The following is a 12,732-nucleotide window of genomic DNA, read 5'->3' on the forward strand; positions in this document are numbered from 1 at the left end:
GTGCTGCTGCGCCGAACGTGCGGCGTCAAGCGGTCAGACGAGCGGAGCCCGCTCCCACGGGCACGACAGGCAGCGGGGCCCGCCGCGCCCCGAACCGAGCTCGAAGCCCTCGATGGTCAGCACCTCGATCCCGGCCGCGGCGAGCTTCGCGTTCGTCGTCGTGTTCCGCTCGTAGGCGACGACGCGCCCCGGCGACAGGGCGAGGGTGTTGTTGCCGTCGTCCCACTGCTCGCGCTCGGCGGCGATGGACTCCAGGCCGGTGTCGACGGCCCGCAGCGTGTCGATGCCCATGGCGCGCGCCGCCGCCGGGCGGAACGGCTCGGGGCCGGTGATGTGCAGGTGCTCGGCGCCGTCGGGCCGGATCGTCCACGCCTCGAGCCGGTCGAGCACGCCCGGGTAGATCACCATCGTGTCGACGTCGACCATCGTCGCCACCGTGTCGAGGTGCATCGTCGCCCGCCGCTGGGCGATGGGGACGGCGAGCACGGTGTGGGCGAGGCCGTCGGCGAACATCGCCCGGGCGAACGACTCGGCCCCCGCCGCGCTCGTGCGCTCGCCCACCCCGACCGCGAGCACGCCGGGCGCGAGCAGCAGCACGTCGCCGCCCTCGACCGCCGACGGGTCGCGCGGCGCGGTCGGGGCCACCACGCCCAGCTCGGGGTGGTGACGCTGCGCCAGCGCGACCAGCGACGCCTCCCGCCGCCGCGCGGGCATGCCCATCGACGAGGCCACGACGCGCGGCCCGACGCGCACCGACGAGTCGCGGGTGAACATGAGGTTGGGCAGCGGGTCGACGGCGAAGTCGTGCGGGCCCGCCATCGCGCGCACGAGCGAGCTGCCCGTCACCGCGAGCTCGGCGAAGGTCCGCCCGCCCACCAGCACGTCCGCGAGCGCGGCGTCGTCGAGCTCGGCGAGCTCCGCGCGCACCGCCCCGCCCAGCTCGCGACCCAGGGTCCGCTCGTCGACGGCGTCGGCGATGCCCTGGTCCCGTGCGGCCGGGACCGCGGCGAGCGCCTCGGCCAGCACGTCGGCGAGCAGCAGCACCCGCACGCCCTCGCGACGCAGCAGGTCGGCGAAGGCGTCGTGCTCGAGCTGCGCGCGCTCGACCCACGGGATGCCGTCGAACAGCAGCCGGTCGGCGTTGCGGGGCGTCAGCCGCTCGAGCTCGGGGCCCGGGCGGTGGAGCACGACCGTGCGCAGGTCGCCGACCTCGGAGTCCACGTGTGGCACGTCCACGGTCGGCGACCCTAGGGCGGCCGCTCTACTGTGCGCGCCATGGGACTGCTCGAGGACAAGGTGGTCGTGGTCACCGGTGCCGGGCGCGGCATCGGCCGCGGTGAGGCGATGGAGTGCGCACGGCAGGGGGCGGCGGTCGTCGTCGCGGAGTTCGACGCGGAGGCCGGCGAGGAGGTGGCGAAGGAGATCACCGCGGCCGGCGGCCGGGCGATCTCGGTACCCGGCGACGTCGCGGACGCCGACGTGGCCGACGGGCTGGTGACCACCGCGGTGGAGCAGTTCGGCGCGCTCGACGCCGTCGTCAACAACGCCGGCATCCTGCGCGACCGGACGCTGGTCAAGATGTCGGACGCCGAGTGGGACGACGTCATCCGCGTGCACCTGCGCGGGCACTTCGCCCCCACGCGCGCCGCGTGCCGCTACTGGCGGGAGAGCGAGCGGCCCGGGCACCTCGTCCACACCGCGTCGACCTCGGGCATCCTCGGCAACTTCGGCCAGTCCAACTACGGCGCGGCCAAGGCGGGCATCGCGGCGTTCTCGACGATCGTGGCGATGGAGATGGCCCGCTACAACGTCACCTCGAACGCCATCGCCCCCTCGGCGCTGACCCGCATGACCGAGGCGCTGCTGCCCCCGGACGTGCGCGAGGACCGGCGGGCGAGCCTCGAGCGCGGCGAGTTCGACTTCTTCGACCCCGACAACGTCGCGCCCTTCGTCGCCTACCTGGCCTCGGACCACAGCAGCCACATCAGCGGCAAGGTCTTCGGCGTGCAGGGCGACTCGGTGGAGCTCTACCAGCCGTTCACGTCGGTGGCCGAGATCCGCGGCGACGGGCACCGCTGGGACCCCGAGGCCATCCCCGGGCGCATGGCGGAGCTCTTCGAGCAGGCCGGCATCGACCCGGCGCCGGAGAACATGATGGCCCGCTCCCGGCACCGCATCGTCGGTTAGGCGGGCAGGAACGGCAGCGCACCGCGCAGCAGCGCCGAGCCGACGAAGGCGACGACGTCGAGCAGCGCGTGGGCGCCGACCAGCGGCCACAGCCGCCCGGTGCGCTGCCAGTACCGCCCGAACACCAGGCCCATGAGCAGGTTGCCGAGCCCGCCGCCGAAGCCCTGGTAGAGGTGGTACGACCCGCGCAGCACCGCCGAGATCGCCAGCGCCCGGTTCTCCGAGACGCCGAGGCGGCGCAGGCCGTGCAGCAGGTAGCCGACGACGAGCACCTCCTCGGCCCAGGCGTTGGCGCACGCGGAGACGATCAGCACGGGGACCGTCCACCACTGCTCGCCGAGCAGCGAGGGGATGACCGTGGTGTTGAGGCCCACCGCGCGGGTGGCGAGGTAGAGCCCGAGGCCCGGGATGCCGATGAGGGCCGCGAGCCCGACCGCGGCGAGCGCGTCGCGTCCCGGTCGCCGCCCGTCGAGCCCGACGGCGCGCGGGCCCGCCCCGGCCCGGACCAGCAGGTAGAGGCCCAGCGCCCCCCACGCCACCAGCGCGAACGAGCTCGCGAGCTGCGCGGCGAGGTCGGCCCACGGGTTGCGGGCGAGGCTCTCGTCGATGGCCACCCGGCGCTCGTCGAGCCGCACGGGCGAGGCCAGCGCGTCGAGCAGCGAGACGAGGCTCCGCACGCCCGAGAGCCCGAGCGTCACGGCGAAGACGACGACCAGCTCGGTGCGCAACAGCCGGCGCTCGCGCGGGACGAGGGGGGCGACGACCGGGCCGACGGGGCGCGTCCACCCGCGCCACAGGTCCCGCGCCGCCGCCACCGCGCCCAAGGTAGGGGAGCCGCGCGGCGGGTGCCCGCCACGGTTGGCCCAGCACGCCGGGGGCATCCCGCTCCCGTGACGCGCCACGCCCTGATCTCCGGGGCCAGCATCGCCGGCCCCGCGCTCGCCCACCAGCTCGCCGCTCGGGGCTGGCGCACGACGGTCGTGGAGCGGGCGCCGCGCCTGCGCGACGAGGGCCAGAACATCGACGTCCGTGGCGCCGGGCGCGAGGTCCTGCGCCGGATGGGTCTCGAGGACGCCGCCCTGGCCGCCGGGACGGGCGAGGTCGGCCTGCGGTTCGTCGACGACGACGGCGCCGCGGTGGCCGAGTTCCCGGCCGGGCAGGGCGACACGGCCGGCGGGACCGCCGAGATGGAGATCCTGCGCGGCGAGCTCTCGCGCCTCATCCACGAGCGCACGCAGGACACGACGGCGTACCGGTTCGGCGAGCAGATCCGCGACCTCGACGACCACGGCGACGGCGTCACGGTCCGGCTCGCCGGGGGCGAGGAGATCGAGGCCGACCTCGTCGTCGTCGCGGAGGGCACGCGATCGCGGACTCGGGACCTGGTGCTCCCCGACGCCGAGGTCACCGAGCTCGGCCTGCAGATCGCCTACCTGACGATCCCGCGCACCGCCGACGACGACCGCTGGTGGCGCTGGCACTCCGCGCCGGGCTCGCGCAGCACCAGCCTGCGTCCCGACAACCGGGGCACCACCCGGGCGATGCTCGCGTTCCTGGCCGACGTCCGCGGGCTCGGCGAGCTCGACCGGGACGCCCAGGTGACCGTCCTGCGCCGCACCTACGCCGACGTCGGCTGGGAGGCGCCGCGCGTGCTGGCGGCGCTGGACGACGCCTCGATGTACTTCGACGCCGTCGCCCAGATCCGGCTGCCGCGCTGGAGCACCGGGCGCACCGCGGTGCTCGGCGACGCCGCCTGGGCCACGGGCCCGTTCGGCACCGGGACGACGCTGGCGCTGGTCGGGGCGTACATCCTGGCCGGCGAGCTGGGGGACACCACCGACGTCACCACCGCGCTCGCCCGCTACGAGCAGCGGATGCGGCCCTTCGTCGCCCAGGCCCAGGACGTCAAGCCGGCCGCCCTGCGCGCGATGAACCCGCGGTCGGCGGCGGGCCTGGCGGTGCAGCGCCGGGTGCTCGGCCTCGCCGGGTCGCTCTCGTCGGTGTTCGGCGGGCTGGTCGAGAAGCTCGCGAGCCCGCCGGCGGACGCCGTCGAGCTCCCCGACTACCGGTTGACGGCCTGACCACCCGCCGGATCGATGCGGCAGCTCCGCGGGCTGCCGGCCGACGTCGGTAACCTCGATGGCGTGCTGCGCCTGCTCGCGACCCCCCGGTGGATCGGGTGGACGCTGTTCGCGCTGGCCGCCGTGCTCGTCTGCGGTGCGATGGCCTGGTGGCAGGTCGTGCGCGCCGAGTCCCCCGGCGGGTCGCTGCTGAACGCCGGCTACGCGTTCCAGTGGCCGCTGTTCGGTCTCTTCTTCGCCGCGCTGTGGTGGCGCATGCTGCGCGCCGAGGCGAGGGCGCTCGACGAGGTACAGGCGCAGCGCCGGGTGCGGGACGCCCCGACGCCCGTGCGCGCCGCCCCCGCCCACTCCCCGTTCGGGCCGCGGCCGGCGGGGGTCCGCCCCGGCGGGATGGACGCCGGGACGGGCGACGCGCCGGCGCCGGAGCGGGCGCGCTGGAACGCCATGTACGCCGCGCTGGCCGCCGGCGAGGAGCGTCGCGAGACCCCGGAGGAGAGACCGTCGTGACCACCAGCAGTCCCCCCGACGCACCGCCCACCCCGGAGGTCGTCGCGGCGCTGCGGCGCTACCGCGTCGGCGCGTGGGTGGTCGGCGTCGGGCTGCTCGTCCTCGTCCTGGTCGGGATGCCGCTGAAGTACCTGGGCGGGGACGGCACCGTGGTCGCGATCGTCGGGCCGATCCACGGCTTCCTCTACATGGGCTACCTGCTGCTCACCGCGGACCTCGCCTACCGCGACCGCTGGGCGGTCGGCAAGGCGGTCCTGGTGGCGCTGGCCGGGACGATCCCCTTCGTGTCGTTCGTGGCCGAACGGAAGATCACGCGCCCGCTGCGCGACGCGAGGTAGCGCGCAGGCCGGGCGCCTCGTCCGCGCCGCCGATGAGGGCGCGGACGGCCTCGCCGAGCTGACCGGGGCACGACAGCGGTGCGGCGAACGGCAGGCGCACGTCGTGGTCGTCACCCTCGCTCTCGACGCGCAGTCGCAGGCCGAACCGGTCGACGCCGAGCGGCGCGAGCCGGTGCCCGGGGCGGCGCAGGTGCACCGGCAGCCGCGGGACCAGCGCGGACAGCGTGCCGGCGTGGGCGGCGGCGAGGTGCGCGAGCCACGGGTCGCCGGTGGCCGCGACGGGGTCGGGCGGCGCGGCGGCCATCGCGGTCGGGGCGAGTGCCTCGGTGCCCTCGGCGTCGGAGAGCACGACCATCGCCGGCTCCAGGCGCAGCAGCGTCTCGCCGTGGCCGACGTCGAGCAGGCGCTCGTCGGGCAGCTCGGCGGCGATGCGCAGCGCGGCGCGGCGCGCGACCCGCAGCGGCAGCACCCGCAGCCGCCCGCTGACCCAGAGCAGGCCGCGCACCGGGCGCCGCACCGTCACCGGGGCGACGTCGGCGAGCTCCAGCATCACCGGCAGCAGGGCCTCGCCGCGCTCGCGCACCCGCAGCACCAGCGGGTGGTCCTCGGGGAACTGCAGGGTCGCCGCGCCCGTCGACGGCACGTGGTGCAGCGTCGGGGTGGCGCGCAGCTCGCCGTCGCCCTCCCCGGACTCCCCGAGCTCCCCGACGGCCTCCCCGATCACCGCCGCGTGCCGGGCGCGGCCGGCGAGTGTCCGGGCCCGCTCCGCGGGCGGCGGGACGGGCGGCGCGGGCGGTCGGCTCCTGGCCATCGGACTCCCTCGGTGCGACGAACTAAGGGGAGCCTAATCAAACTTCTGCGACCGGCGCGAGACCCTCTCGCGGGCGCGTCCTCAGGTCACGGTGGATGTCCCACGCTTCGCCCGGGCCGGTGCCCGGACCGCTGCGGGCCGACCGCTACCGTGCCGGGCGTGTCCACCGTCCCCCAGGCCGGCGGGGCACCGGTCGACGGTGTGCCCCCGCTGCTCCGCGCGATCGTCGACGACGCGACGCTCGTGGCCGAGGGACCGCGACCGGACATGGCGACCGTCGTCGACGAGCACTTCGCGGCCCGCGCCGCGGACGCCGGCGGGCTGCTCGGCTCGCTGGTCGTCCCCGTCTCGCGGCTGTCCGAGCTGGTGTCGGTGCTGGTCAAGCGCCGCCCGTCGGCACCGGTGCCGGTGGCCCTGTCGGTCGACACCGGCCTCGGCGGCGTGCCCAAGGCCCTGTCGCTGACCTCGTCGCGCTCGGCCCTGCTGGACCCGCGCACGGTCGAGATGCCGGCGCCGCACGACGTCGACACGGTCTGGCTCGAGCGGGTCACGGAGTTCGTCCCCGACGACGTCGTCGCCGTCGTCGAGCCGCGCCGTCCCGACGCCGAGGGCTCGGCGGACTGGCTCGACGGGGTGCGCCGGGTCGTCGACCACGGCTGCCGCCCCAAGCTGCGCTGCGGCGGCGGGCGCGCCGGCGCCTTCCCCGGCATCGGCGACGTCGCGGGCTTCCTGGCCCTGGCCGTCACCGCCGGACGGTCGTTCACGGCGAGCATCGGGCTGCGGTCGGCCGTGCGGCACACCGATCCCGCCACCGGCTTCACCCACCACGGCTGGCTGAACCTCCTCGTCGCCACCGTCCGCGGGCTCGGACCGGGAACCGACGCGCCGGTCGAGGAGCGCATCGGCGAGGCCCTGCTCGTCACCGACGGCGACGCCCTGGCCGGCGAGCTCGCCGACGTCGGGCCCGAGGCCGCCGTGCGGGTGCGCTCGTTGTTCTCCTCGTTCGGCTCCACGGCGGTCGCGCAGCCCGGCCCGGAGCTCGCGCGCCTCGGCCTGCTCTGAGCTGCGATGCACCCGGCCCGTAGTCTCGGGTGACGTGACCGGTCAGCGCGGGGGAGACGCAGCGCAGCGGAGCTCGACCCGTCGGACGGGAGACGCAGCGCAGCGGAGCTCGACCCGGCGGACGGGAGACGCAGCGCAGCGGAGCTCGGATCGTCGAGTCGCGTTCCTCGGCCCGCACGGCACCTTCTGCGAGCAGGCGCTGCGCACCCTGACCCCCGACGTGCTCGGCGAGGCCCTCGGCGACCCCGAGCCGTCGCTGCACCCGCTGGCGAGCACCACCGCCGCCCTCGACGCGGTGCGGGACGGGCTCGCGGACGCGGCGTGCGTGCCGGTGGAGAACTCGGTCGAGGGCGGGGTGCCCGCCACCATGGACGGGCTGGTGGCGGAGCCGCCGCTGGTCATCGTGCGCGAGATCCTCCTGCCGGTCCGGTTCTCGGTGCTGGTGCGCCCCGGCACCACGAGCGCCGATGTCGCGTCCGTCGCCTCCCACCCGCACGGCGAGGCCCAGACGCGCCGGTGGATCGCCGAGCACCTGCCCGCGGCCGAGGTGCGCCTGACGTCGTCGACGGCCGCGGCTGCCGCGCAGGTCGCCGCGGGCGAGGTCGACGCCGCGGTGTGCGCGCCGGTCGCGGCGGCACACCACGGCCTCGTCGAGCTCGCGTCGGGCGTGCACGACTCGGGGGACGCGGTGACGCGGTTCGTGCTGGTCCGCCCGCCCGGCCCGCCCGGGCTGCCCGCGCCCACCGGCGCCGACCGGACCTCGATCGCCGCGACGACGGTGAACCGCCCGGGCGCGCTGCTCGCCGTGCTCACCGAGATCGCCGTGCGGGGCGTGGACCTCACCCGCATCGAGTCCCGCCCGCTCAAGGACCGCCGCGGCGAGTACTGGTTCTTCCTCGACGGCACCGGGCACGTCGCCGAGCCGGCGATGGGGGAGGCGCTGGCGGCGCTGCGACGTCGCTGCACCGACGTGCGGTTCCTCGGCTCCTACCCGCGTGCGACGGTGCCCGGCGACGACGCCCCCGACGCGCGCCTCGCCGACCCGGGCCCCGGGCAGACCGTGAAGGACTACACCGAGGCGGCGTCCTGGCTGGCCTCCCTGCGCGAAGGGACCGGCGCATGAGCGACCTGCGGCTCGTCCTCGCCCGGCACGGGCAGACGCAGTCCAACATCGACCGGATCCTCGACACGGTGCTGCCCGGCCCCCCGCTCACCGACCTCGGCCGCGCGCAGGCGAGCGCGCTGGGCCGGGAGCTCGCCGAGGGCGCCGAGGGCACGGTGACCGGCCTCTACCACTCGCCGGCGCGGCGGGCGGCGGAGACCGCGGGCCTGGTCGCCGAGCACCTCGGGCTGACGCCGGTGGAGGTCAGCGGCGTGCACGAGGTGCAGGTCGGCGAGCTCGAGGGCCGCAACGACGAGCGTTCGATCACCGAGTTCCGCCGGGTGGTCGAGCGCTGGCAGACCGGCGAGCTCGACGTCGCCCACCCCGGCGGCGAGACCGGCCGCGACCTGCTCGCCCGCTACCTGCCCGTCGTCGCCGACCTGCGCGACCGCCACCCCGACGGCGGCACGGTCGTGCTGGTCAGCCACGGCGCGGCGCTGCGGCTCGCGGCGGTGGAGCTCGTCGAGCGCGTCGGCACCCCGCCGCTGGACGAGGAGCACGTCGCCAACTGCGGGCGGATCGTCCTGCGCCCGCGCGGCAGCGGCTGGGAGCTCGTGGCCTGGCGCAGCGCCGTCCCCGGCGGCCTGCCCGCCAGCACCGACGACCCGACGGGCTAGGTGCGCTTCGCGCAGGTGAGCAGAAAGGAGTGCTCCAGCACTTCTTTCTGCTCACCTGCCGGAGGCACTAGCCCCAGCCCAGGCGGTGCAGGGTCTCCTCGTCGATGCCGAAGTGGTGCGCGACCTCGTGCACGACGGTGACGGCGACCTCCTCGCGCAGCTCGTCCTCGTCCTCGCACGCATCGGCGAGCGCCGCGCGGTAGAGCGTGATCCGGTCGGGCAGGAAGCCGCCGTAGTCGCTGTAGCGCTCGGTCAGCGCGACGCCCTCGTAGAGCCCGAGCAGGTCCGGCTCCTCGGGGTGGCGCTCCTCGACGAGCACGACGACGTTGTCCATCGCGCGGGTCAGGGGCGGTGGCAGCTCGTCGAGGGCGTCGGCGACGAGCTCCTCGAACCGCTCGGGGCCGACCTCCACCGCCGCGAGGCTAGTTGCCCAGACCCGGCACGGGCAGCGACGACGGCAGCGGCAGCGGCGCGCCGCCCTCCTGTCTCGCCTGCCCGGCGCCGGCCTCGCCCGCCGTGCCGCCGGTGGCCGTGCCGCCCTCGGGCGCGGGGGCGGTGCTCGAGCCCGGGACCGACGCCGGAGCGCCGGGGCGCAGGCTTGGGGCCGTCGACGCGGGCGCCTCGCCGCCGATCGTCACGCCCTCGGCGGCCTTGCCCGTCAGCGGGGCGAAGCCGGAGCTGTCGGGCAGCAGCGAGCCGAGGTTGCAGCTCACCCGGCGGGTGCCGGCCGTCCAGGACTCCTCGGCAAGGTTGGTCCAGTAGACGGTGAGCTTGGAGTCGGTGAGCTTCTGCGCCGAGCCGACGTACTGCTCGGCGATCCGCTGGCAGGTCGGCTGCAGGTAGTTGTCCTGGTCGTCGACCGACGGGAAGCCCTGGCGGAACTGGGTGCCGAGGTCGACCGTCCCCGCGACCTCGGCGGCGTGCGCCTCGGCGCATGAGGTCGGGTCGGCGACCTCCTTGCCGGCGAGCCCGAGGCACGTGCCCGGGTCGAACACGACGGCCTGGTCGGCGTCGGTCACCCGCCCGGTCGAGGCGAAGAGCGCGCCGGTGCGCCCGGGCGCCTGCAGCCCGCAGCGCACCGTGCGGTCGCCGGCCTCCCACGCCGCCTGGGTGGGCTTGAGCGCGCCCGGCTTGTAGCGCCCGGCGGGGTCGAGCCGGCCCTGGAGGTAGTTCCGGGCCTGCGGCGTGCACTGGTCGGTGACGAGCTGCTGCCACGCCGGGTCGGCCGGGAACGGCGCGCCGGGCGGCTGCGCGGCGGTCACCGCGCCGACGCTCTCGAACAGGTGGGACTGCGCGCAGTCGACCTCCGCGACGTCACCGGCGTCGTCGCGGCTCCACGTCAGGCAGCGACCGGGCTCGGTGGTCAGCGGGGGCGCCTCCTCGTCGTCGGCCGCGGGCGCGGCCCCGCCGGCGCTCGAGCCGCCGCCGTTCGCGAGGCCCAGCACGTCGGGCCCCGACCCGGTGACGGCCAGGGCCGTGGCCGCGACGAGCATGACCAGCGCACCCGCCAGGATCCCGACCACGCCCCGGCGCATCGCGCGGCGGCGCGGGTCGCGGCCGTCGTCGGCGCCGAGGACGCGGTCGAGCCAGCGATCGACGCCCCGCCCGCCAGGACCATGCTCGTCACCGTCGGGGCGGCCCTCGCCGGACGGCCCGGACTGTCGTTCCCGCAGCAGCATCGCCCTGTCATCATGCCGCCCTCGGGATTCCCCGAGCCGGGTGACCCGGTGTCGGGCAGGATCGGTGGTGACCGTCGCGCGCCGGGCGGTGCCGACGGACGGTTGGGCGGAGGGGGCCATGACGGGTCGAGACGACGAGCGGGAGCTGCCGTCGGAGCGCCGGACGGAGAAGGTCGACGTCAGCGGGCTCTCCGACGACGCCGCGCGTCCCACCGAGGAGGTCGACACGTCGGCCGTGTCGGGCTCGTCGGGCTCGTCGGGCTCGTCGAGCGGGCGCCACCGCGGTCCCGAGGGCGGCCGCGACGCCGACGACGCCGCCACCCCGCCCTCCGGCGTGCCCGCCGCGACCGGGGGCTCGGGCAGCGGTGCGCTCGCGGCCGTCGGCGCCGACACCGGCGCGCAGGGCGAGGGGAGCACGCGGCGCCAGGGCCGCGTGCGCTACCAGGACCCGGCGACGACCACGCCGCGCGAGCCCACGGTCGCCGAGCAGCGCGCCCGCCGGGAGGCCCAGCGCCGCGAGCGGGCGCAGCGCGACGCGGCGGCCGCGGCGGAGGAGCGCAAGAAGAAGATCCGCAAGCGGGTGCTGGTCGGTGGCGGGGTCGCGGTCGGCGTCGTGGCGCTCGTCGCCGTCGTGTACGCGGCGAGCCAGCCCGACGAGGTCACCGCCCAGTGCGTCGACCCGGCGGGCGTCGTCGTCCCCGACGAGAACTGCGCGGGCACGCAGCAGGGTGGCTACTACGACTCCGGCGGCCACTTCGTGCCGATCTTCATCGGCGGCTTCGGCAACCAGTACCACTACAACTACGGCTCGAACGCCCCGGTGGGGACGGTCGCGCGGGGCGGCTCCACGGCACCGCCGCCGAGCGGTACCACCGTCCGCAGCGGGACCACCGGCGGCACGATCGGCACCAGCAACGGCAGCAGCGGCACCGTGAGCCGCGGCGGCCTGGGCGTCGGCGGCAGCAGCTCGAGCGGCACGAGCGGTCGCAGCGGCGGCTCGAGCAGCAGCGGGGGCAGCAGCTCCAGCGGCAGCTGACCGCTGCGGTACGGCAGGATCACCGACGTGCAGCGCGCGACCGGTAGGCCCCGACCCGACTGGCAGTCGAAGATCGAGGAGCAGGGGCTCGTCTTCGGCACCCCGGCGATGGGCATGAACGGCGCCCGGCCGTACTGGGACGAGTCGGTGCACTACGTCTTCGACATGGCCGAGATCCTCTCGCTCGAGGCCGACGTCGAGCTCCTGCACTCGATGTGTCTCGAGGCCGTCGACCACGTCGTCACCACCGAGCGGTTCCGCGACTTCGCGCTGCCCGAGTGGAGCTGGGAGGCCGTCGCCGCGTCGTGGCGCCGGGGCGACCCGCACCTCTACGGCCGCTTCGACCTGCGCTACGACGGCGCGGGGCCGGCGAAGCTCATGGAGTACAACGCCGACACCCCCACCTCGCTGCTCGAGGCGTCGATCTGCCAGTGGTACTGGCTCAAGGACGTCCACCCCGACGACGACCAGTGGAACTCGCTGCACGAGAAGCTCGTCGAGCGCTGGGGCGAGATCGCCGCGAAGCTGCCCCGCAACGAGGTGCACTTCTGCTGGTCGCAGGCCGACCCCACCGGCGAGGACCACGTCACCGTCGCCTACCTGCAGGAGTGCGCGGCCGAGTCCGGCCTCGACACGGTGGGCCTCGCGATCGAGCAGCTCGGCTGGGACTCCGCGCTCGACCGGTTCGTCGACCTCGAGGAGTCGCCGATCGCGGTCGTCGACAAGCTCTACCCCTGGGAGTGGGTGCTGGGCGACGACTTCGGCAAGCACGTCACGCGAAGCCTGCCCGAGACGGCGTGGATCGAGCCGCTGTGGAAGACGCTGCTGTCGAACAAGGCGCTGCTCGCGGTGCTCTGGGAGATGTACCCGGGGCACCCGAACCTGCTCCCGGCGTCGCTCGGTGACCCCGGGATGCTCACCGAGTACGTCCGCAAGCCGCTGCTGGGCCGCGAGGGCGCCAACATCGCCGTCGTCGCGCCCGGCTACGAGACCGAGACCGGCGGGGTCTACGGCGAGGAGGGCTACGTCTACCAGCTCTTCGACCCGCTGCCGGAGTTCGACGGCTACCGCCCCGCGCTCGGCGCCTGGATCGTCGGCGACACCGCCGCGGGCCTGGGCATCCGCGAGACCACGGGCCTGATCACCGACAACGGCGCGGCGTTCGTGCCGCACCGGATCCCGGACTGATCCCGCGAGACGGAGCGGAGCCGGGACTCGACCCGATCGGCGGTGCCCTAGTCTGGCGCCCCGT

At 75.9% G+C, this 12,732-nt stretch carries 13 protein-coding genes and 1 pseudogene; 9 read left to right on the plus strand and 5 right to left on the minus strand.

Annotated elements, in window-relative coordinates; translation table 11 throughout:
- Positions 1-33 precede the first annotated feature (33 nt).
- A complete protein-coding gene (locus tag PGB27_RS13235; protein ID WP_274201094.1) occupies positions 34-1,221 on the minus strand; it encodes an arginine deiminase in 1,188 nt (395 codons plus the stop codon).
- 54 nt (positions 1,222-1,275) lie between these two features.
- Here PGB27_RS13235 and PGB27_RS13240 point away from each other — a divergent pair, with 54 nt between their 5' ends.
- A complete protein-coding gene (locus PGB27_RS13240; protein WP_274200825.1) occupies positions 1,276-2,187 on the plus strand; it encodes an SDR family NAD(P)-dependent oxidoreductase in 912 nt (303 codons plus the stop codon).
- Here the strand turns inward: PGB27_RS13240 and PGB27_RS13245 are convergent.
- The gene (locus tag PGB27_RS13245; protein ID WP_408630057.1) at positions 2,184-3,002 is read right to left on the minus strand and encodes a CPBP family intramembrane glutamic endopeptidase; all 819 of its coding nucleotides are present in this window, start codon (positions 3,000-3,002) and stop codon (positions 2,184-2,186) included. The two genes, PGB27_RS13240 and PGB27_RS13245, sit on opposite strands and share 4 nt — an antisense overlap.
- A gap of 75 nt (positions 3,003-3,077) precedes the next feature.
- Between PGB27_RS13245 and PGB27_RS13250 the strand changes: the two genes are divergently transcribed.
- From PGB27_RS13250 to PGB27_RS13260, 3 genes are read left to right on the plus strand one after another with little or no spacing between them, the layout of a single operon-like run.
- Entirely contained in the window at positions 3,078-4,268 is a 1,191-nt protein-coding gene (locus tag PGB27_RS13250; protein WP_274200826.1) for an FAD-dependent monooxygenase, read from the plus strand.
- Positions 4,269-4,283: 15 nt separating this feature from the next.
- Positions 4,284-4,775 carry a hypothetical protein gene (locus PGB27_RS13255; RefSeq protein ID WP_274200827.1) on the plus strand — a complete coding sequence of 164 codons (492 nt, stop codon included), beginning with the start codon at positions 4,284-4,286 and terminating at the stop codon, positions 4,773-4,775.
- A complete protein-coding gene (locus PGB27_RS13260; RefSeq protein ID WP_274200828.1) occupies positions 4,772-5,113 on the plus strand; it encodes a DUF3817 domain-containing protein in 342 nt (113 codons plus the stop codon). The genes PGB27_RS13255 and PGB27_RS13260 overlap by 4 nt, the downstream gene beginning before the upstream one ends.
- Here the strand turns inward: PGB27_RS13260 and PGB27_RS13265 are convergent.
- Positions 5,085-5,924 (minus strand): DUF2470 domain-containing protein, encoded by an 840-nt coding sequence (locus PGB27_RS13265; protein ID WP_274200829.1) that lies wholly within the window; start codon positions 5,922-5,924, stop codon positions 5,085-5,087. The two genes, PGB27_RS13260 and PGB27_RS13265, sit on opposite strands and share 29 nt — an antisense overlap.
- 159 nt (positions 5,925-6,083) lie before the next feature.
- Between PGB27_RS13265 and PGB27_RS13270 the strand changes: the two genes are divergently transcribed.
- From PGB27_RS13270 to PGB27_RS13280, 3 genes and pseudogenes are all read left to right on the plus strand, one after another.
- On the plus strand, positions 6,084-6,986 hold the full coding sequence (locus PGB27_RS13270) for a hypothetical protein (RefSeq protein WP_274200830.1): 903 nt from the start codon (positions 6,084-6,086) through the stop codon (positions 6,984-6,986).
- 154 nt (positions 6,987-7,140) lie between these two features.
- Positions 7,141-8,109 (plus strand): annotated as a pseudogene (gene pheA, locus PGB27_RS13275) (prephenate dehydratase); the annotation flags it as partial.
- Positions 8,106-8,765 carry a histidine phosphatase family protein gene (locus PGB27_RS13280; RefSeq protein WP_274200831.1) on the plus strand — a complete coding sequence of 220 codons (660 nt, stop codon included), beginning with the start codon at positions 8,106-8,108 and terminating at the stop codon, positions 8,763-8,765. The pseudogene pheA and the gene PGB27_RS13280, both read left to right, overlap by 4 nt.
- Before the next feature lie 67 nt (positions 8,766-8,832).
- Here PGB27_RS13280 and PGB27_RS13285 read toward each other — a convergent pair whose 3' ends face one another.
- On the minus strand, positions 8,833-9,177 hold the full coding sequence (locus PGB27_RS13285) for a metallopeptidase family protein (protein WP_274200832.1): 345 nt from the start codon (positions 9,175-9,177) through the stop codon (positions 8,833-8,835).
- Positions 9,178-9,187: 10 nt separating this feature from the next.
- Positions 9,188-10,444: a septum formation family protein gene (locus tag PGB27_RS13290; RefSeq protein ID WP_274200833.1), complete on the minus strand. Its 1,257-nt coding sequence runs from the start codon at positions 10,442-10,444 to the stop codon at positions 9,188-9,190.
- A 118-nt stretch (positions 10,445-10,562) separates the two neighbouring features.
- Here PGB27_RS13290 and PGB27_RS13295 point away from each other — a divergent pair, with 118 nt between their 5' ends.
- Positions 10,563-11,480 (plus strand): hypothetical protein, encoded by a 918-nt coding sequence (locus tag PGB27_RS13295; RefSeq protein WP_274200834.1) that lies wholly within the window; start codon positions 10,563-10,565, stop codon positions 11,478-11,480.
- A 27-nt stretch (positions 11,481-11,507) separates the two neighbouring features.
- Positions 11,508-12,668, plus strand: a complete 1,161-nt coding sequence (locus PGB27_RS13300; RefSeq protein WP_274200835.1) for a glutathionylspermidine synthase family protein — start codon at positions 11,508-11,510, stop codon at positions 12,666-12,668.
- Positions 12,669-12,732: the final 64 nt, after the last annotated feature.

It is taken from the genome of Actinomycetospora lemnae, assembly GCF_028737315.1.
Lineage (GTDB): Bacteria > Actinomycetota > Actinomycetes > Mycobacteriales > Pseudonocardiaceae > Actinomycetospora > Actinomycetospora lemnae.